Source organism: Kribbella swartbergensis, assembly GCF_054784135.1.
This window is the reverse complement of the sequence record NZ_BAAGPM010000041.1, coordinates 124982-145192: the sequence shown is the minus strand read 5'-3', so window position 1 is coordinate 145192 and position 20211 is coordinate 124982. Positions and strand designations below refer to the sequence as shown.

The following is a 20211-nucleotide window of genomic DNA, read 5'->3' as shown; positions in this document are numbered from 1 at the left end:
CTGTCCCTATCTGTAAGAGAGCAACTGGGTGCCGTCGAGGTGTCCGTGCTCGTTGTAGCTGACCATGGTCAGCCCGCTGCGACCGGACACGATCTTGGTGATCGCGGTGTTGACCGTGACCGGGTTCAGCTTCAGCCAGAGTCCGTCGCCGCCGGAGACGAGCCGGCTCACCACCGCGGCGATCGGTCCGCCCGAGGTCACGACCACCGCCGTCTCACCTTTCCCGAGCCGCTCCGCGGTACGGCGTACTGCCGCTTCGGAGCGGTCGCAGAAGTCGGCGAAGCTCTCGGTGTACTGGTCGCCGCCGAGCGTCCAGCGTTCGGTCGCGGCGGTGAACATCTGCTGGAACGCACGGCCGGGATGACCCGTCCGGGCCAGATCGGCCAGCATCACCGCACGCCGCCGGTAGGCGGGCTTGTGCGCCACGATGACCTCGTCGTGGTCGAACTCGTCGAACCCCTTGTCCACGTCCGCGGCCGCGTCCGGGAGTGCCAGCGCCGCGGTCTGCGCGTGCCGCCGCATCGACCCGCACACAACCAGGTCTGGCGACACACCGCGCCCGGCCAGCGCCTTGCCCAGCAGAGCCGCCTGCTGCTCGCCGTTGGGCGAGAGCCGGTCGTAGTCACTCTTGCCGAACGACGCCTGCGCGTGCCGGATCAGGTAGACGGTCGGCATTCAGCCCCTCATGATCCGGCGGCAGCGCCGCTCGAGCAGGTTGACCGGGAGCCAGAGGTTCTTGAACCGCGGGTTCCGGGTCTGCTTGTGGTGGTAGCGGTAGTAGATCTGCTGCGCGATCACGGCCAGCCGGAACAGGCCGAACACCTCGTAGAACGCCCAGTTCTCCGGCTTCAGTCCGGACCGCTCGGCGTAGTACTGCACGATCTCGTCGCGCGTGGGCATCCCGGGCGCATCGGACGGCTGCAACCGGAACCGGCGGAACGCCCAGTCGTCGTCGGCCTGGACCCAGTACGCGAGCGCACTGCCGAGATCCATCAGCGGATCGCCGAGCGTCGCCAGCTCCCAGTCGAGTACGCCGACCACCTTCAACGGGTCGTCCGGAGCGAGGACGACGTTGTCGAGGCGGAAGTCGTTGTGGATGACACAGGTGCCGACGTCGTCGGGCCGGTTCGCCGCCAGCCAGGCCATCACCCGCTCGTAGCTGGGGACGTTCCAGGTCTTCGCCTTGCGGTAGCGGTCGGTCCAGCCGGTCACCTGTCGTTCGACGTATCCGGCGCCGCGGCCGAGGTCGGAGAGCCCGGCCCGGTCCGCGTCGACCTGGTGCAGGTCGACGAGGGTGTCGATGACGGTGAAGCAGAGCTGCCGGGTCTGCTCCGGGGTGAGGTCGACACCGAGCTCCTGCCGGCGCGGGATGGTGCCGTCGATCCGCTCCATCACGTAGAACTCGGAGCCGATCAGTCCGGGGTCATTGCAATGGGCAACCATCTCGGGCACGTACGGGAACACCGGCTTCAGGCTCGCCTGGATGCGGTACTCGCGGCCCATGTCGTGCGCGCCCTTGGCCTTCGTTCCGGCCGGCGGGCGACGCAGGATCAAGTCGTGACCGTCGTACCGCAGCAGGTAGGTCAGGTTGGAGGCGCCGCCGGAGAACTGCCTGACCTCCGGCAGGCCGGGCGGCAACTCGGTGCGCTCCCGAAGCCAGGAGTCGACGACGGGAACGTCGAAGGCGTCCTCGGCGCGGACCGCCCGGGCGCCATCACTCATGATCGGACTCGGCCCGCTCCCGGGCGCGGGCGGCGATCTTGCGCATCTGGCGGTCGTACAGCGGCCGGGCGAACCGCTTGGTCCGCCACGCCATCAGCGCGGGCCGGTCGGGAATGATCAGGAACTGCTTCTTCTTGATCCCCGCGATCACCCCGGCGGCAATCTCCTCGGCCGAGCGCGGCGACTTCTCGATCAACTGCCGCGCGGTCGCACCCATCGCGGTGTCCGCGCCCTGGATCGAGTCGGCCAGGTTGGTCCGGAAGAAGGACGGGCAGACCACCGAGACCGACACGTCGTACGGATGGAGCTCGTGCGACAGCGTCTCGGACAGCGCGACGACACCGGCCTTCACCGTGTTGTACGAGCTCATCATCGGCGGGTGCACGAGCCCGGCCGCGGACGCGGTGTTGACGATGTGGCCGGACCGCTGCCGTTTGAACACCGGCGTGAACGCCCGGCAGCCGCGGACCACACCCATCAGGTTGACGTCGACGACGCGGTCCCACTCGTCCAGCGACTCGACGTCGATCCGGCCGCCGGTTGCGATCCCGGCGTTGTTGACCAGGATGTCGAGGCCGCCCCAGTTCTGCTCACACCACTCGACCGCCTTCACCCAGTCCTCCGGGCTGCGCACGTCGAGTTTCAGGTACGGCGCCCGGTCGTCCGGCGCGTCCGCCGCGACGTCGGTCCGGAGCACTTGGTGGCCTTCGGCAAGGAACTGCGAGACCAGCGCGGCGCCCAGGCCACTGGCGCCGCCGGTGACGAGCACACGGCTCACTTCGCCTCCTGATGCACCTGATTCCGGCCGAGATACGGCGCCAGCTCGAGCTTGGCGACGACTCCACGGTGCACCTCGTCGGGTCCGTCCGCCAACCTGAGCGCCCGCGCACTCGTCCACGCCGCCGCGAGCGGGAAGTCGTCCGACAGCCCACCGCCGCCGTGCAACTGGATCGCCATGTCGATCACGTCCTGCGCCATCCGCGGCACGGCGACCTTGATCTGGCTGACCTCGCTCAAGGCGCCGGCCAGCCCCTTGGTGTCCAGCAGGTACGCCGTCTGGAGCACGAGCAGCCGGGCCTGGTTGATCGCGATCCGGGCGTCCGCGATCCGCTCCCGGTTGCCTCCCAGGTTCACCAGCGGCTTGCCGAACGCCGTCCGGCTGGTCCCGCGATGCAGGGCGAGCTCCAGCGCCCTCTCGGCCAGTCCGATCAGCCGCATGCAGTGGTGGACGCGTCCCGGACCGAGCCGGCCCTGCGCGATCTCGAAGGCGCGACCGGGTCCGACCAGGATGTTGCTCGCCGGCACCCGGACGTCGGTGAACGACACCTCGCCGTGGCCGTGCGGCTCGTCGTACTGGTGCATCGCCGGGAGCAGTCGCTCCACCTTCACGCCGGGGGCGTTCCGCGGGACGAGCACCATCGTGTGGCGTGCGTACCGGTGCGCGTCGGGATCGGTGAGGCCCATGAAGATCAGCAGCTCGCAGTCCGGGTGCCCCACACCGGTGCTCCACCACTTGCGGCCGTTGACGACGACCTCGTCGCCGTCGAGGATCGCGGTCGCGGCCATGTTGGTCGCATCCGAGGAGGCGACGTCCGGCTCGGTCATGCAGAACGCCGACCGGATGGTGCCGTCGAGCAACGGTTCCAGCCACTGCTTCTTCTGCTCGGGCGTGCCGTAGCGGAGCAGGACCTCCATGTTGCCGGTGTCCGGCGCGTTGCAGTTGAAGACGTACGGCGCAAGGAAGGAACGGCCGGTGAGCTCGGCGATCGGGGCGTAGTCCACGTTCGACAGGCCCTCGCCGTACTGCTCGTTGCCCCGCTCGGCCACCGGGAGGAAGAGGTTCCACAGCCCTTGTGCACGGGCCTTCGCCTGGAGTTCCTTCAGTACCGGCAGCGGTTGCCACCGGTCGGCGGCAGTCCGGATCGCGGCGTGCACCTCCGCCTCGACCGGCTCGATCTCGGTCCTGATGAACTCGTCCACCCGGCCGATCAACTCGGTGGCGCGGGCCGAATGTTCGAACTCCATCAGACTCCCTCCGGTCGCCTTGACCGTAGCGCAGCGTCTAAGCAATGCTCAATAGCGTGAGTCAGCGTTGGACAGCCGAGGACCGCCGCAGGCAACTGGTGCGCATCGGCCTGATGATGTTGCGAACGCAACCGATTCACGAGCTGTCGATCGACGCGGTCGCGGGCCAAGCGGGCATCTCGCGCGGCCTGCTGTTCCACTACTTCCCGAGCAAGCGGGACTACTACGTCGCGGTGATCCAGGCCGCCGGTCGCCGGCTGCTGCGGGTCACCAAACCGGACGAGTCGCTGCCGCCGCCGGAGCAGTTGCGGCAGATGCTGCTGGCGTTCGTCGCCTTCATCACCCGGCGCCGGGACGCCTACATCTCGTTCGTCCGCGGCGCCGCCGGCGGCGACAACTACGTCGTCGAGGTGTACGCCGAAACCCGCGCCGGCCTCACCGCCCGCGTCCTCGAGCTCATCGGCTCCCCGGACGTCGCCTCCCAGCCGGCCGCACCGGAGCGGATGGCGGTCCACGCCTGGCTCGCGTACGTCGAGGACCTCGCCATCGAGTGGTCGGGACTCCCGGCCGGCCAGCGCCCGAGCACCGACGAGGAACTGGTCGACCACGCCATCGCCGCCCTCGAGGCCCTCCGCAAACTCTGACCCGTCCGTTGGCTCAGCCGGCCGGACGGGCTGAGCTCTCCTCACGCTGTCCGGTGAGGCGGAGAGGAAGACGAAACAGGAGCGTCATGCCTGATTGCTACCGTCTGGCGGCATGACGGTGAAGCTGATCGAGGGAATGGAACTGCGCGCGGTTCCCGGCACCGACCCTGCATTGGTGGCGCTGACAACGGCCCAGCAGGCCGAACTGTCCGCGATGTACGGCGAGGACCAGCCGCTGGTCGCCCTCCACCCGGACATCTCCTTCACCATGCTCCTGCTCGACGGCAACCCGGTCGGTTGCGTCGGCCTGCAGCCTGTCTCTCCCGGCCTCGGCGAGATCAACCGGATGTACGTCGACCCGTCGGCTCGCGGCTGGGGCCTGTCGCGAGTCCTGCTCACCGCTGTCGAGTCCCAGGCCCGGGCCGCCGGCCTCACCCGCCTCCGCCTCGAGACCGGCACCCGCCAGGTGGAAGCGATCGCCCTCTACACCAACCACGGCTACACCTCGATCCCGCCGTACCCGCCGTTCGAGAACGAACCCGCCTCGCTCTGCTTCGCGAAGGACCTCTAAGCCTTCGGGAGGTCGAGGACCAGGTGGCGGCCTTCTGGGCGGAAACCGAGTTTCGTGAGGTACGGCTTGGATTCGCGCATGCGAGGCGGGGCGAGGACCTGGCGGAAGCCGTGCCCGGTGAAGACGTCGCTGCGGCGGTAGACGAACTCGCCGGGGGTGAAGTCGCGGTACTTGGGCAGGACGTAGTCGAGGTCGATCTGTGCGCGGCCGTCGCCGGCGTCATGGGCCAGGACGACGCCGACGGTGCGGTCGCCGTGCTGGACCAGGAAGGCGTACGGGCTGTCGCTCGCGGCGAAGCCGGGGTTGAAGCGGCTGATGTCCTTTTCGTGTGAGCGCAGCACGTGACGGAGGTACGCGTCGTCCCCGTTGACCTCGAGCACCTCGTACTCGGCCTGGTCGTGCCGATGCCGGAGCAGCCGCCACAGGTGGACCACGTTGATGACGGCCAGGACGGCGTTCATCCCGACCATCGGCCACACCCCGATCGCCGCGTTGAAGCCGACCAGGACCACGCACCCGACCAGGTTCAGCATCCGCAGTCGCAGCAGGGACAGTACGACGAGTGCGGATCCGCCCCACCCGATGATGCTCAACACGTCCACAGCGCGAGGGTAGACCAGGGGATCAGGTCAGACTGGGACCGTGAACGAGTCACTGCTGCTGAACGGAGTACCCCTGCGGACCGTCGACCCCGGGTTGCTCAAAGCAACGAGCTACGGCCACTTCACCTCGATGCAGGTCCGCGACGGGAAGGTGGACGGTCTCGACCTGCATTTCGAACGCCTCGACCGGAGCTCCCGCGAGGTGTTCGGCCGGCCGCTGTCCGCGGACCGGGTCCGCGCCGACCTCCGGGCGGCCCTCGACCATGCCGGCTCCGGCGACGTCTCGATCCGCGTCAACGTCTTCGAGACCACCGAACTGCAACTCCTCGTCCGGGTCGGCCCTGCGGTCGAGCCGGGCACCCAGCCCCTCCGCCTGCTCGCGCTCCGGCACGAACGTGCCGTCCCGCACCTCAAACACACCGGCACCTTCGACCTCGTCTACTACGCGAACCAGGCCAGGAACGCCGGCTACGACGACGCGATCTTCCACAACTCCGCCGCTGAGGTCTCCGAAGCCTCGATCTGGAACATCTGCTTCGCCCGCGGCACCACCCTGGTGTTCCCGGACGCCCCGGTCCTCGCCGGTATCCGCCAGCAGGTTCTCCAACGGGGCCTCGACACGCACACCACGAGCCGGGTGACGCTCGCCGATCTCCCGGCGTACGACGCCGCCTACCTCACCAACTCGATCGACCCGGCCCTGCCCGTCGCGTCGATCACCACGAGCAACGGCACGACGACGTACGACGAGCACACGCCGTCGGCCGAGGTGATCGCGAAGGCGTACGCGGCCGTGCCCGCGCAGGAGATCTAGGAGCGCTCGGCCCACCAGCGCAGGAGCTCCTCGCGAGCGCGCTCCTCGCCCAGCGGACCCTCGTCGAGACGCAGATCCATCAGGAACCTGTACGCCTGCCCCACCTCGCGCCCCGGCGGGATCCCGAGGATCTCCATGATCTGGTTGCCGTCGAGGTCCGGGCGGAGCGCGTCGAGCTCCTCCTGCTCCTTCAACCGCTCGATCCGGGCCTCGAGGTCGTCGTATGCGGCGCGGAGCGCCTCGGCCTTGCGCCGGTTGCGGGTGGTGCAGTCGGCGCGGGTCAGCACGTGCAGGCGCTCGAGCTGGTCGCCGGCGTCGCGGACATAACGCCGTACGGCGGAATCGGTCCAGTCACCGGTGCCGTAGCCGTGGAACCGCAGGTGCAGCTCGATCAGCTTGCTGACCTGCTCGATCTGCTCGTTGCTGAACCGCAGCGCCTTCATCCGCTTCCGGGCCAGTTTCGCGCCGACCACGTCGTGGTGGTGGAACGTCACTTTCCGGTCGCCCTCGAACTTCCGGGTCTTCGGTTTCCCGATGTCGTGGATCAGCGCGGCGAACCGAACGACGAAATCCGGCGTCGGAACGGACAGACGGGATTCGAGGTCGATGGCCTGGTCGAGGACGGTGAGCGAATGCTGGTAGACGTCCTTGTGCCGGTGGTGCTCGTCCTCGGCGCGGGCCAGCGCCGGCAGCTCCGGCAGCACGTACTCGGCCAGCCCGGTGGACACCAGCAGATCGAGGCCGATCCGCGGGTGGTCGGAGCAGACCAGCTTGATCAGTTCGTCGCGGACCCGCTCGGCCGACACGATCGTGATCCGCTCGGCCATCCCGGTCATCGCGGCCACCACCGCCCGGTCCGGGGTGAACCCGAGCTGCGCGGCGAACCGGGCCGCCCGCATCATCCGCAGCGGGTCGTCGGAGAACGAGTCCTCCGGGGTGCCGGGGGTCCGGATCGTCTTCGCGGCGACGTCCTCGAGACCGCCGTACGGGTCGACGAAGGTGCGCTCCGGCAGCCGGACCGCCATCGCGTTCATCGCGAAGTCCCGCCGGGCCAGGTCGCCCTCGAGGGTGTCGCCGTACGACACCTCCGGCTTGCGCGAGGTGGGATCGTAGGACTCCGACCTGTACGTGGTGATCTCCAGCACCCACTCACCCTTGCGACAGCCGATCGTGCCGAAGGCCTTGCCGATGTCCCAGATGTGGTCCGCCCAGCCGGACAGCAACCGCTCGATCACGTCGGGGTGCGCCGAGGTGGCGAAGTCGAGGTCCTTGCTCCCGCGACCGAGGAGAATGTCCCGGACAGGGCCCCCGACCAGGGCGATCTCGTGCCCGGCGCCGGCGAACCGCGCACCGAGTTCGTCGACGACCGGCGCGATCCGCAGCAGGGACTGGACCGCCTGCCGCTGGATGGCGGACAACGATCCGGCGGAGGCTGACTGGTCGGCGAATGGAGACACGGGAAACTAGGTTACGGTGACGGCGTGTTGAGACGGCGACTGAGGCTCTCCGCTGCGGCGGTTGCGGGCCTGCTGATCGCTGCGTCGGCAGCGGTTCTCGGGACCGAGCCGACGTCCGCGGCGCCGGTGGAGGACCCGGTCGTCGACGTCACCATCGACTCGTTCGGCCCGGTCGCGCCGAAGCCCGGCCAGGCCGTGCTGATCAAGGGCCGGGTGACGAACACCAGTTCCGAGACGTTCCACGACCCCCAGGCGCTGGCGTGTATCGACCGCGACCGGCTGGCCACCAACGCCGACATCGCCGCGATCCCCACCGAGCAGGACCGGGCGATGAACGACCGGGACAGCTGCAAGCGCCTGACCAAGCCGGAGTCCGGGACGTTCCAGCAGTTCGGGCAGCCGCTGGCCCCCAAGCAGACGGTTCAGTTCAGCCTCACGGTGCCGTGGAACGAGTGGCAGATCAGCAGGCAGACCGGGGTGTACGTCGTCGGTGTCGTGTTCCGCGGCCAGCCGGAGGGCAAGGACCGGCTGACCGCCGGCCGGGCCCGGACGCTGATGCCGGTGATCGGCGACCAGCCGCTGACCCGCAAGGTGAACACCGCGCTCGTCGTCCCGCTGCGCCACCGGCCCACCCAGCTGGGCGGGAAGCGGTTCGCGAACGACTCGCTGGCCGAGGCGATGGCGCCGACCGGACCGCTCGGCCGACTGCTCGAGCTCGGCAAGACCCGCAAGGTCACCTGGCTGGTCGACCCCGCGATGCTCGACGAGGCACGCCAGATCAAGAACGGGTACTTCGTCAACGCCGACGGCAACCGGAACACGGACGGCACCGGTCAGGCGGTCGTGACCGCGTGGCTCAGGGAGTTCGACGCCAGCCGCGCGCGGGGCAACCAGGTCGTCCTGCTCCCGTACGGCGACCCGGACGTGGCCAGCCTGATCGACGCCGGTGAGCCGGTCAGCAAGATCGTCGGCGACGCCCGCGCCGCCAGCGAGGAGTACATCCTCGCGCCGGGTTCCACCGTGCCACCCGCCTTCACCAACGGGTTGTGGCTGGAGAACGGTTCGGCCCGGAGCCGCTACCTCGCGGCCGCCTCGACCGGCTTCCGCGGTTCGACCGACCAAGACCTCAACCTGGTCAACAGCTCGGCCTGGGTGTCCGGCGAGCGGCCTTCGTTGACGCCGTCACCGGTCTACAACGTCATCACCCCCGAAGGCCCGAAGAAGCTGGTCCGCACCGTCATCGCCAACTCGGCGCTCACCGCCGGCGGTCCGGACCCGGACACCGGCGACAGCCCGCTCCAGGTCCGGCAGCGGTTCGCGGCCGAGACTGCGCTGCTGGCCACCGGTGGCACGAGCCCTGTGTCCGTCGTCGCGCTGCCGCCGCGGGGCTGGGACGCCGACGGCCTCGCCACCGCGGCGCTGGCCGGTGACCTGGCGCTGCCGTGGATCGCGCAGACCGACGTCAACCAGATCGTCGCCGCCGCCCCGAAGACACCCCCGGCCACCACAGCGCCGAACGCGCCCCGGTCCAACCCAGCCCTCACGAGCGGCCAGCTCGACGCCGTCAAACGGCTGAACGACGCCACGCTGACCTTCCGCAACCTGCTGACCGCGCCGGAACGCATGGACGAGAACATCGAGCGCGGGCGGCTCCGCTCGGCGTCCAACGGCTGGCGCGGGTACGCCGACGAGGCGCAACAGTTCGCCGCCATCGAGACCGGCTCGGTGAACCAGCAGCTCGGCAAGGTGCGCCTGGTCAACTCGAGTGTCGACCAGGGCCTGCGCCGCGAGATCAAGGTCAACCTGGCCGGTAGCCAGGGCACGTTCCCGCTCACCATCAGCAACGAGCTGAGCGAATCGGTCCGGGTCGGCATCGTGGTCACCCCGGCGAACCGGACCGACCTGCGGATCGCCCCGCTGCAGACGCTGATCCTGCCGCCGAAGCAGAAGGCGACGTACCGGATCCGGGCCAGTGCGGAGCAGAACGGCCTGATCCGGGCGAACGCCCAGGTGATCACCGCGTCCGGCCGCCCGGTCGGCAACTCCCAGGAGCTGGTGATCGAGGCCGCGCAGTACGGCAGTGTCGGCTGGGTCCTGGTCGGTGCCGCCGTCGCGCTGCTGTTCGGTACGTCGTTCGTCCGCATCTACCGGCGGGTCCGGACCGAGCGCCGCAACCCGGCACCGTCCGGGCCGGCCACCGACCCGCTGCACCCGGAACCGATCGATCCCGGGCCCGGCGCGGCGCCGGACTCAGGTCCGGTGAACTCGGCCGAGCCGCCGGCGAACGGCGTACCGGAATCCGCCCCGGAGACTCCGGCGGACGCGTCCCTGAAAGAAGGAGTCGGTTCGAAGGATGGCTGACCGCACCCTGCGATCCGCGGCGGTGATGGCAGCCGGAACTGTGCTGTCGCGCCTGCTCGGATTCGTCCGGATCGCCCTGCTCGCGGCCGCCATCGGCACCGCACTGCGCGGCGACATCTTCACCGCCGCGAACACGATTCCGAACAGCCTGTACATCCTGCTGGCCGGCGGGGTGTTCAACACCGTGCTGGTGCCGCAGCTGGTCCGGGCGATCAAGAACCACGACGACGGCGGCCAGGACTTCACCAACCGGGTACTGACCTTCGGCTTCGTCGTACTGACCGTGGTAACAGTGGCGTGCGTGCTGCTGGCGCCGCTGATCGCCGAGCTCTACCTGCCGAAGGAGCTGCACGACCCGTCCCGGGCGTCCGAGCGCGAGTCGATGATCATGTTCGTCCGGCTCTGCCTGCCGCAGATCTTCTTCTACGGCGCGTTCGTGCTGGTCGGCCAGGTGCTGAACGCGCGGCGCCGGTTCGGCCCGATGATGTGGGCGCCGATCGCGAACAACCTCGTCGCCTGCGCGTCGATCGTGGTGTTCCTGCTGGTGTACCGGACCGGCGACAACCCGGCCACCTACAGTCACGGCGAGGAGTTGCTGCTCGGTCTCGGGCACACGGTCGGCATCGCCGTACAGCTGCTGGTGCTGCTGCCGTACCTGAAGGCCAGCGGGCACAGGTACCGGCCGAAGTTCGGCCTGCGCGGCACCGGCCTGGGCCACACCGCCAGGCTGGGCATCTGGACCGTGCTGTTCGTCGCCGTGAACCAGGTGACCCTGGTCGTGGTCACCCAGCTGGCAATCGCGGGGAGTGCGTCGAACGACCCGGGTGCGAAGGCCGGTCTGTTCGCGTACAGCACGGCGATGCTGATCATCCTGGTGCCGCACGGCATCGTCACCGTGTCGCTGGCGACCGCCGCGCTGCCGCAGATGTCGTCGCTCGCGGCCGACGGCGATGTGACCGAGGTGGCCCGGCTGTCGGCGCGCTCGACCCGGCAGGCGCTGGCGATCGTCGTACCCGCCGCGGCGGCGATGATCGCGTTCGCCTATCCGATCGTCACGGTGATCGCCGGCTACGGCTCCGGTAAGAACAACCTGACACTGATGTCGTACACGCTGGTGACGCTGGCGCTCGGCATCGTCCCGTTCACCGTGCAGTACTTCCAGCTGCGCACGTTCTACGCCTTCGAGGACACCCGTACGCCGTTCTTCCTGCAGTGCGTGATCGCGGCGACCAACATCGCGGCGGCCGTGGTCGGGGTCCGGGTGCTGCTGGACGAGGAGCACCTCCGGTTCAGCGGTGTCGTGCTCGGCGCGGCGTTCGCGCTGGCCTACCTGGTCGCCGTACTGCTGTCCCGCCCGGTCCTGCGGCGGAAGGTCCCACGGGTGCACGGCGCCGGGATCGGGCTGCCGCTGCTCGCGATGGTGATCGCCGCGGCGTTCGCGGTCGGTGCCGGCCGGGGTGCGCTGTGGTTGCTGGCCCTCGTCGTCGACTGGTCCGGCCCGCTGGGTGCCCTGCTCCAGCTCGCGGTCGCAGCCGCCGTGATGCTGCCCGTGTATGCGGGGATCGCCCGGGTACTGCGGATCCACGAGGTCAACGACGTGGTGTCGCTGGTCACATCGAAGCTCCCGGGTCGCCGCTGAACCGATCCGCTTGTGCACTCGTGCGCACCTCAGTAGCTGACGGGGGCACTAGCATGGGGGCTGCGATCGGGCCGCCGGGCTGATCGCGACCGGGTCCCCGCCGACCGGATCCGGGCGCCAGACGCAGGCCGACCAGTGCATCGAGGAGGGCGAGAGACACCGTGTCGAACCAGACCGTCAGTCCTGGCGCCCTGCTCGCCGGCCGCTACCGGATCGCCGAGCTACTCGCGGAGATCGACGGTGCGCGGGTCTGGCGGGCAGTGGACGAGGTGCTCAGCCGGGCCGTCGTCGTGGATGTCCTGCCGGTCGGCGATCCGCGGACCAACCTGCTCTTCGACGCCGCCCGGCGCGCCGCCGCGGCGGCCGACCCCCGCTTCCTCCGCGTCCTCGACTGCGACGTGTACGACGGCGTCACCTACTGCGTCCGTGAATGGGCCGGCGGCCGCCCGCTCGAGCGGATGCTCGGCAGCGGCCCGCTCACCGGTCAGCAGGCCGGCTGGCTGGCCCGCGAGGTGTCCGAGGCGCTGGAAAACCTGCACCGCACCGGTCACGCCCACGGCTCGATCAGCCCGGCGACGGTCGTGGTCACCGATGCCGGAGCCATCAAGGTCGTCGGTCTGGCCACCGAGGCGGCGCTGCGCTCGACCGGCCCGGGTTCGCCCGAGCAGGACGTCCGTGCCCTCGGACAGATCCTCTACGCCTCGCTCACCGGCCGGTGGCCCGGCCCCGCCCCGGCGTGGGGTCTGCAACCCGCTCCGGTGGAGCACGGCCGGCTGCTGAGCCCGCGGCAGGTGCGAGCCGGCGTTCCGCGGTCGCTGGACGACATCACCGACCGACTGCTCGGCAACCCGCCGCGGCACCACGCGCCGCCGATCACGAGCGCGGCCGGCCTGTCCGCCGCGCTGTCCGGTGTGGTCGGCAGCTCGCACGAGCCGCCGAGCCAGATGGACGAGACGGTCGCGATCGCCCGGCAGAACGGCAGCATCGACGACGCCACCCAGATCGTCCCGCCGACCCCGCCCGCGCTGGCCCCGACGCCTCCGGCGTACGAGTCCAACGGCCAGGAGCACGCGGCGTACCCGACCGCCGCCGAGACGCGTCCGGTCCGCCGGCAGGCGCCGCCGCCGCCGAACGGCAACGGCCACCGGCGCCGTCCCGACGAGCCGAAGCCGAAGGGTTCGTGGGGCGGCCGGATCCTGATCCTGCTCGCCGTCCTCGCCCTGCTGTCGGTGATCGCGATGGCGCAGTTCCTGCTCAAGGGCGCGATGAACAACGACCAGGGCACCGACGACGCCGGCAGCGGCGACAAGAGCGCGCCGGCGACCAGTACCACTCCGTCGGCCACCGGTGGAACGGCCAAGATCGCGGGCGCCAAGGACTTCGACCCGAAGCCGGACGGCAACGGCGAGGAGCACCCGGAGGAGGTCGGCAACACCTACGACGGCAAGGCGAGCACGACCTGGACCACGATGTCGTACAGCCGGGCGAACCTCGGCGGCCAGAAGCCGGGCGTCGGCATCATCTACGACCTCGGGGCGCCGACCACCGTCTCCAAGGTGTCGGTCGTGCTCGAGGGTGACGGAACCAGCCTCGAACTGATGGTTCCGAAGGACGACACGAGTTCGTCGCCGGCCACCCCGAGCGGCTGGACCGCGGTCGCGACGCAGGAGGACCGGCCCGAGGGCACGACGACGCTCACGCCGTCGCAGCCGACCGAGACGCGGTACGTCCTGGTCTGGCTGACCAAGCTGCCGAAGGACGGCGGCAAGTACCGGGGCGAGATCTCAGAGGTCACAATCCAGAAATGACCTCCGACCTCAGTTCCGGTCCGACCCCACCGCCCCGGTCGGACATCCCGCGGATCGGCGCGGCGGAGCCGGTTGCCCTGTCCGGAGAGCATGCTGGGCCGGTGAACTACGACCAGATGGACGACCACGAGCTGCTTCGGCTGCACGTGGCCGGCAACCCGGACACGTTCGGGGTCCTGGTCCGGCGGCACCGGGACCGGATGTGGGCGGTCGCGATCCGGACCCTGGGTGAGCCGGAGGAGGCCGCCGACGCGCTGCAGGAGGCGTTCATCTCGGCGTTCCGCCGGGCCGACTCGTTCCGCGGCGACGCCAAGGTCACCACCTGGCTGCACCGGATCGTGGTGAACGCCTGCCTGGACCGGATCCGCCGCCGCCAGGTCCGCGCCGCCGACCCGCTGCCGGAGGACGAGGACCGCGCCGCCGAGCTGGCCGGCCCGGCCGAGGACGACCCGGCCGAGGTCCGCGAGCGCCGGCTGGACGTGCTCAACGCGCTGAAGCAGATCAACTCCGACCAGCGCAGCGCCCTCGTCCTGGTCGACATGGAGGGCTACTCGATCGAGGAAGCGGCCGCCATCCTGGGCTGCGCGCCGGGTACGGTGAAGAGCCGCTGCGCCCGCGGGCGGGCCCGGCTGCTGCCGCTGCTGCGGCACTGGCAGACGACCCGGGGCGGTTCGGGCGAGTCCGACGTACCCGAAAAGACCGCCGCGGAAGCGGTGGGAACCGAATGAACGGGTACTCCGTCGAAGCGGAGTCGCAGAACTGCGACCTGCCAGTGATGCCTCGACCCGGAGTATTCCGATGACCACTCTGCGCCCGATTCTGCGACCGCTTCCGGGCGCCTCCCGTGAGGGGGCGAGTTCACGATGACCGATCCCGGTCTGCCGGCCAGTGAGCACCTCGAGCACCTGGACACGGACACGATCGCCGACCTGATCGAGAACCTGCTGCCGGCGGCCGAGGCGCATCGCGCTCGTGAACACGTGAAGGCGTGTCCCGAGTGTCAGCAGACCTACGACGCGCTCGTGCAACTGTCCGAGGACCTCGCCGACGAGGGCCGGACGGACATCCCGATGCCGGCCGACATCGCCGAGCACCTCGACCAGGTCATCGTCTCCGAGTCCGTGCTGCGCGCGTCCACCGTGGGCGTGCACTCGTTGGTCCAGATCCGCGAGGAGCCGCACCGGCACCTGCCCAAACTGCTCAGCGCCGCGGCGGCGGTTGTGGTGATCGCCGCGATCGGGGTCGGTGTGGTGATCGCCACCAAGGACCAGGCCGCCGACAGCCAGGCCGGGCTCGGCAGCCCGACCAGTCTGCCGACCGGCGTACCGTCGATGTCGGCCAGTGACGTCGGCCCGGACGCGCAGCGCTGGCTGGAGAGCACGAACGACCCGCTGCTGAACGGCTCCGCGGCCGAGATCTCCTGCGCCCGGGTCTTCGCCTCCGGCCGGCCGAACCCGCAGGTCCGGCTGGTGCAGCCGGTCAAGGTCGACGGCCGGCGAGCCACCATGATCGGGCTGCAGGGCGGCTCGGCGCGGGACATCCAGGTCTTCGTGGTCACTGGATGTAGCGAGCCTGGTGGGGTTGCGAGCCCGTTCTACGACACAACGGTGACACTGCGCAATCGTTGAGGCGCCTCCGGACTGTCCCGGCCCGGCGGTGGGTACGGTAATTGACACATCCCCACACCACCGCCCCGGTCAGGGGGGAATGGTCGGCCTCTAGGATCCGTTGAGTACGACGTACCAGTCTCGACGACACGAGGAACGCCTGCATGAGCGACTCCGCAGTCCGCAACGTCATCATCGTCGGCTCAGGTCCGGCCGGTTACACCGCCGCCGTGTACGCCGCGCGTGCCCGGCTCGAGCCGCTCGTGTTCGAGGGCTCCGTCACCGCGGGTGGCGCGCTGATGAACACCACCGAGGTGGAGAACTTCCCCGGTTTCTCCGAGGGCATCATGGGCCCGGCGCTGATGGACGAGATGCGCACCCAGGCCGAGCGCTTCGGCGCCGAACTGGTGGCGGACGACATCGTGGCGATGGACCTGACCGGTGAGATCAAGGCGGTCACCGACTCGGCCGGCACCGTGCACCGGGCCAAGACCGTGATCCTGGCGATGGGCTCCGGGTACCGCAAGCTCGGACTGCCTGACGAGGATCGGCTGTCCGGCCATGGCGTGTCCTGGTGTGCCACCTGCGACGGCTTCTTCTTCCGGGAGCAGGAGATCGCGGTGGTCGGCGGTGGCGACTCGGCCGTCGAGGAGGCCACCTTCCTGACCCGGTTCGCCAAGAAGGTCACCCTGGTGCACCGGCGCGACGAGTTGCGCGCCTCCAAGATCATGGCCGACCGGGCGTTCGCCAACGACAAGATCGAGTTCGCCTGGAACTCCGAGGTCGCCGCGATCCACGGTGACGACAAGCTGACCGGCATCACCCTGCGGGACACCGTGACCGGTGAGACCCGGGAGCTGCCGGTGACGGGCCTGTTCATCGCGATCGGCCACGACCCGCGGTCGGAGCTGGTGAAGGGCCAGGTGCGGCTGGACGAGGAGGGCTACGTCCTGACCCGCGAGGGCAGCACCGAGACCAACCTGCCCGGCGTGTTCGCGGCCGGCGACCTGGTGGACCACACCTACCGGCAGGCGATCACCGCCGCCGGCACCGGCTGTGCGGCCGCCCTGGACGCCGAGCGCTTCCTGGCCACCCTCGAGCACGAGGCCACCGCTGCCGCCCGTGAGACCACGATCGTCACCGAGCCTGTCACCGTCTGAACCTGACAACCACTGAAGGAGTTACGCCCGTGGGCGAGAAGATGAAGGCCGTCACCGACGCCGAGTTCGAGCAGACCGTGCTGAAGAGCGACAAGCCGGTGCTGGTGGACTTCTGGGCCGAGTGGTGCGGTCCGTGCCGCCAGGTTTCCCCCATCCTGGAGGAGCTGAACCAGGACCACGGCGACAAGATCACCTTCCTGAAGATGAACGTCGACGAGAACCCGGTCACCCCGAGCAACTACCGCGTCACCGGTATCCCTACGATCAACGTCTACGTGAACGGTGAGCTGGCCAAGTCCATCGTCGGCGCCAAGCCGAAGGCGGCGCTGCTGAGGGAACTGGCCGACTTCACGTCCTGACCGATCGACCAGGACATCCCGTCCGCCACGGCAAGGAGCACTGATGGAAGGCCCCCACGGCGTGTACCGGATCGGCGACAGCGGTGAGGCGGTCGCCGAGATCATCGGCAAGCTCCAGCGGCTCGGACTGCTGGAGGGCGGCCACGACGTCTACGACGAAGCGACCGCGCACGCCGTCCGGGGCTTCCAGCAGCAACGCGGCCTGATGATCGACGGGATCGTCGGCCCGCAGACGTACCGGGCGATCGACGACGCGCGCTGGCGGCTGGGCGACCGGCTGCTGACGTACGTTCCGTCGCATCCGCTGACCGGTGACGACGTCCTCGCGCTGCAGGCGAAACTGCAGGAGCTCGGCTTCGCGGTGGCCCGGATCGACGGCATCTTCGGTCCGGACACCCAGCGGGCGGTGACCGAGTTCCAGCGCAACATGGGACTGCCGGCCGACGGCACGTGCGGCCCGTCGACGTTCAAGGCGCTGCAGCGGATCAAGCCGATGGCGACCGGCGGACGGCCGGATGCCCTGCGCGCCTCCGAGGCGGTGCGGGCCGCCGGCCCGCGGCTGTCCGGGAAGACCGTGGTCATCGACCCGGGCCACGGCGGTTTCGACTACGGCTGGGAGGGTTTCGGGCTGCGTGAGTCCGACGTCGCGTACGACCTGGCCTCCCGGATCGAGGGCCGCCTGGGGGCGACCGGCGTACGGGCGTATCTGTCCCGTGGGCGTGACCAGGGGCCGGACGAGCTGGCGCGGGCCGCGTTCGCGAACGAGACGGACGCCAACCTGTGTGTGTCGCTGCACACCGACGGGTCGATGAACCCGGAGGCGCAGGGCGTCGCGACGTACTACTACGGCAATGATCTGCACGGAGCCTCGTCCAGCGTCGGAGAGCAGTTCGCCGGCCTGGTCCAGCGCGAGATCGTGGCGCGGACCGACCTGCTGAACTGCCGGACCCACGCCAAGACCTGGGACCTGCTGCGGCGCACCAAGATGCCGGCGGTCCGGCTGGAGATCGGGTACATCACCAACCCGCACGACTCGGCCCGGCTCGCCGACCCTGCCTTCCGCGACGTGGTCGCCGAGGCGATCGTGGTCGCGATCCAGCGGGTCTACCTGCCGCCGGAGCAGGACGCCGCGACCGGCATGCTCCGCTTCGGCCAACTGACCGTCTGAGACCGCGCGACGCGGGCCCAGGCAGGTGTCCAGCCTCGCCAGGGCCCGCGTCCGTTCGGGGTCAGTCCTTCTCGAGCTCGACTCGCGGCAGCACTCGTTCGAGGCCGCGCGGCAGCCACCACGCCCGGTCTCCGAACAGCCGCATGATCGCGGGCACGATGACGCACCGGATCAGGACGGCGTCCAGCAGTACGGCGGTCGCCAGGCCGAGACCGAACTGCTTCAGCATCCGGTCCGGGCTGAGCAGGAACGCGCCGAACACCACGATCATGATCGCGGCCGCCGCGGTGATCACGCTGCCGGTGTTCGCCAGGCCTTCCCGAACGGCTTCCTTCGCATCCCTGGTACGACGCCATTCCTCGTGCATCCGGGAGACCAGGAACACCTCGTAGTCCATCGACAGGCCGAAGACGATCGCGAAGATCATCACCGGGACGAATGCCTCGATCGGGCCCGGCTGGGCACCGAACCAGCCCTGCTGGAAGACCAGTGTGATGGCACCGAGGGACGCCCCGATGCTGAGCAGGTTGAGTACCGCTGCCTTGAGCGGGATCAGGATCGACCGGAACACCGCCATCAGCAGCAGCGCCGACAACCCGACGACGACCAGGACGAAGATCGGCAGTCGCTTGCTCACCGCGGACGCGAAGTCGTCGGCCGCGGCCGTCGCACCACCGACGAGGTAGTTGGCCCTGGTCTGCGACTCGAGGGCCGGCAACGTGTCGTCGCGCAGCCGCTCCACGAGTTCACTGGTCGCCGCGTCCTGCGGCGCCGACTTGGGGAACGCCAGCACAGTGGCGATCTTCCCGTCGGGCGTCTGCTGCGGTGGAGTGACCGCCGCGATGTTCGGATCCCGCTGCAGGGCCTGTCCGAGCGCCTGCGCGGCAGCCTGGTCCCCTTCGGACACGACCACCAGCGGACCGTTGAAGCCGGGCCCGAATCCTTGGGCCAGCAGGTCGTACGCCTTGCGGCTGGTCTTCGCCGGGTCGTCCGTCCCGGCGTCCGCGAACCCGAGCCGCATGTCCAACGCAGGCAAGGACAGCGCGATCAGCGCGACCACTCCGAGCACCAGCGGCACCCACGGTCCGCGCTGCACCACGGCGGCCAGCTTCCGCCAGCCGTCGCCGTGGGTACGGCGCTTCTTCGCGGCGTGCTTGCGGACACTCTTCTCGATCCGCTTGCCGAAAAGGGTCAGCAGAGCGGGCAGCAAGCTCACCGCGGCCAGCATCGTCATCAGCACGGTCAGGGTGACACCGAGGGCGACACCTTGGAGTGCACCGAGTCCGAGCGCGAGCAGACCGAGCAGCGCGATCACCACGGTGCAGCCCGCGAACATCACCGAGCGGCCCGCGGTGTCGAGGGCAACCATCGACGCGGTCGCCCGGTCGGTGCCGTCCTTCAGCAACTCGTGGCGGTAGCGGGAGAAGATCAGCAACGCGTAGTCGATGCCGACACCGAGACCGACCAGCATCATCACCGGCGCGGTGTAGTCGGGCACCGTGAACACGTGCGAGCCGAGTACCAGCAGGCCGAGCGTCGCGCCGACGGCGAACACCGCGGTCAGCAGCGGAAGAGTTGCCGCTAGCAACGATCCGAACAGGAACACCAGGATCACCAGGGCGGCCAGCATTCCGGCGCCTTCGGCCGCCCCGCCCTCGCTTTCGGCCGCCGCCCGGGCCAGCTCACCGCCGACCTCGACCTGCAGTCCGGTTCCGGCGAACTCCTGCGACCGGTCGATGATCGTCCGGACGTCCTCCACCGGCATGTCCTCGGTCGAGGCGTCCAGTTCGACGGTCGAGTACGCCGTACGCCCCTCCTGGGAGAGTGATCCGGGCGCGGTGAACGGGTCGGCCACCGACGCCACGTGCGGGAGGTCGCCCACCGCGGTCAGCATCGAGGCGATCCGCTGCTTCTGCGGCTGCAGACCGCCCTCGGCGTGCACGACGATCTGCAGGGACGCGGTGTCGCCCTGCGGCTGGTGCTCGCGGAAGATGTCGGTCACCCGCTGGGAGTCGGTCCCCGGCAATGAGTTGTCGTTGCGGTAGTTGTCGCCGATGACGGACGAGGCCGCGGTGACGCCGGCGAGAGCGACCACCCAGAGCACCACCGCCAGGACCGCGTGCCGCATCGACCAGCCGGACACCCGGTGCAGCAGCCCGGGACGTCCACCGTCCTTCCCGGGTGGTCGTCGTACTGGAGTGTCCACGGTCATGGCTTGCGCCTCCCTTGATAAGTAGGTTAGCTACATGTTGCCTCTCGACATTAACAGACATA

At 69.7% G+C, this 20211-nt stretch carries 18 protein-coding genes; 11 read left to right on the top strand and 7 right to left on the bottom strand.

From position 1 onward, the window contains the following. Positions 1–6 precede the first annotated feature (6 nt). The 4 genes from ACYVOK_RS33635 to ACYVOK_RS33620 are packed head-to-tail and all read right to left on the bottom strand — an operon-like array spanning position 7 to position 3747. Positions 7–675, bottom strand: a complete 669-nt coding sequence (locus tag ACYVOK_RS33635; RefSeq protein ID WP_460666635.1) for a histidine phosphatase family protein — start codon at positions 673–675, stop codon at positions 7–9. After that, a complete protein-coding gene (locus tag ACYVOK_RS33630) occupies positions 676–1722 on the bottom strand; it encodes a phosphotransferase family protein (protein ID WP_460666634.1) in 1047 nt (348 codons plus the stop codon). Further along, positions 1715–2500: an SDR family NAD(P)-dependent oxidoreductase gene (locus ACYVOK_RS33625; protein WP_460666633.1), complete on the bottom strand. Its 786-nt coding sequence runs from the start codon at positions 2498–2500 to the stop codon at positions 1715–1717. Before ACYVOK_RS33625 ends, ACYVOK_RS33630 begins: the two co-directional genes overlap by 8 nt. After that, positions 2497–3747: an acyl-CoA dehydrogenase family protein gene (locus tag ACYVOK_RS33620; protein ID WP_460666632.1), complete on the bottom strand. Its 1251-nt coding sequence runs from the start codon at positions 3745–3747 to the stop codon at positions 2497–2499. Before ACYVOK_RS33620 ends, ACYVOK_RS33625 begins: the two co-directional genes overlap by 4 nt. A gap of 56 nt (positions 3748–3803) precedes the next feature. Here ACYVOK_RS33620 and ACYVOK_RS33615 point away from each other — a divergent pair, with 56 nt between their 5' ends. Further along, entirely contained in the window at positions 3804–4391 is a 588-nt protein-coding gene (locus ACYVOK_RS33615) for a TetR/AcrR family transcriptional regulator (RefSeq protein WP_460666631.1), read from the top strand. A 112-nt stretch (positions 4392–4503) separates the two neighbouring features. Next, a complete protein-coding gene (locus tag ACYVOK_RS33610; protein ID WP_460666630.1) occupies positions 4504–4962 on the top strand; it encodes a GNAT family N-acetyltransferase in 459 nt (152 codons plus the stop codon). On the opposite strand, the gene ACYVOK_RS33605 is transcribed toward ACYVOK_RS33610, so the two are convergent. Continuing rightward, positions 4959–5564: a hypothetical protein gene (locus tag ACYVOK_RS33605; protein ID WP_460666629.1), complete on the bottom strand. Its 606-nt coding sequence runs from the start codon at positions 5562–5564 to the stop codon at positions 4959–4961. The genes ACYVOK_RS33610 and ACYVOK_RS33605 overlap by 4 nt on opposite strands. A 40-nt stretch (positions 5565–5604) precedes the next feature. Between ACYVOK_RS33605 and ACYVOK_RS33600 the strand changes: the two genes are divergently transcribed. Then, positions 5605–6378, top strand: coding sequence for an aminotransferase class IV (locus tag ACYVOK_RS33600; protein ID WP_460666628.1), 774 nt, complete (start codon positions 5605–5607; stop codon positions 6376–6378). Here ACYVOK_RS33600 and ACYVOK_RS33595 read toward each other — a convergent pair. After that, the gene (locus tag ACYVOK_RS33595; protein ID WP_460666627.1) at positions 6375–7835 is read right to left on the bottom strand and encodes a CCA tRNA nucleotidyltransferase; all 1461 of its coding nucleotides are present in this window, start codon (positions 7833–7835) and stop codon (positions 6375–6377) included. The two genes, ACYVOK_RS33600 and ACYVOK_RS33595, sit on opposite strands and share 4 nt — an antisense overlap. Before the next feature lie 24 nt (positions 7836–7859). Between ACYVOK_RS33595 and ACYVOK_RS33590 the strand changes: the two genes are divergently transcribed. The 8 genes from ACYVOK_RS33590 (at position 7860) to ACYVOK_RS33555 (ending at position 17937) form a co-directional block, all read left to right on the top strand. After that, a complete protein-coding gene (locus ACYVOK_RS33590) occupies positions 7860–10196 on the top strand; it encodes a DUF6049 family protein (protein WP_460666626.1) in 2337 nt (778 codons plus the stop codon). Further along, a complete protein-coding gene (gene murJ / locus ACYVOK_RS33585) occupies positions 10189–11835 on the top strand; it encodes a murein biosynthesis integral membrane protein MurJ (RefSeq protein ID WP_460666625.1) in 1647 nt (548 codons plus the stop codon). The genes ACYVOK_RS33590 and murJ overlap by 8 nt, the downstream gene beginning before the upstream one ends. Positions 11836–11996: 161 nt before the next feature. Continuing rightward, on the top strand, positions 11997–13643 hold the full coding sequence (locus ACYVOK_RS33580) for a protein kinase family protein (RefSeq protein WP_460666624.1): 1647 nt from the start codon (positions 11997–11999) through the stop codon (positions 13641–13643). After that, a complete protein-coding gene (gene sigM, locus ACYVOK_RS33575) occupies positions 13640–14371 on the top strand; it encodes an RNA polymerase sigma factor SigM (RefSeq protein ID WP_460666623.1) in 732 nt (243 codons plus the stop codon). The genes ACYVOK_RS33580 and sigM overlap by 4 nt, the downstream gene beginning before the upstream one ends. A gap of 135 nt (positions 14372–14506) precedes the next feature. Then, complete coding sequence (locus ACYVOK_RS33570) at positions 14507–15271, top strand: anti-sigma factor family protein (protein ID WP_460666622.1); 765 nt, start codon at positions 14507–14509, stop codon at positions 15269–15271. Positions 15272–15414: 143 nt separating this feature from the next. Further along, the gene (gene trxB / locus ACYVOK_RS33565; protein WP_460666621.1) at positions 15415–16410 is read left to right on the top strand and encodes a thioredoxin-disulfide reductase; all 996 of its coding nucleotides are present in this window, start codon (positions 15415–15417) and stop codon (positions 16408–16410) included. Between the two features lie 41 nt (positions 16411–16451). Then, complete coding sequence (gene trxA, locus ACYVOK_RS33560) at positions 16452–16769, top strand: thioredoxin (protein WP_460666662.1); 318 nt, start codon at positions 16452–16454, stop codon at positions 16767–16769. 43 nt (positions 16770–16812) lie between these two features. Beyond that, positions 16813–17937 (top strand): N-acetylmuramoyl-L-alanine amidase, encoded by a 1125-nt coding sequence (locus tag ACYVOK_RS33555; protein WP_460666620.1) that lies wholly within the window; start codon positions 16813–16815, stop codon positions 17935–17937. Between the two features lie 61 nt (positions 17938–17998). On the opposite strand, the gene ACYVOK_RS33550 is transcribed toward ACYVOK_RS33555, so the two are convergent. Further along, on the bottom strand, positions 17999–20149 hold the full coding sequence (locus ACYVOK_RS33550) for an MMPL family transporter (RefSeq protein ID WP_460666619.1): 2151 nt from the start codon (positions 20147–20149) through the stop codon (positions 17999–18001). Positions 20150–20211: the final 62 nt, after the last annotated feature.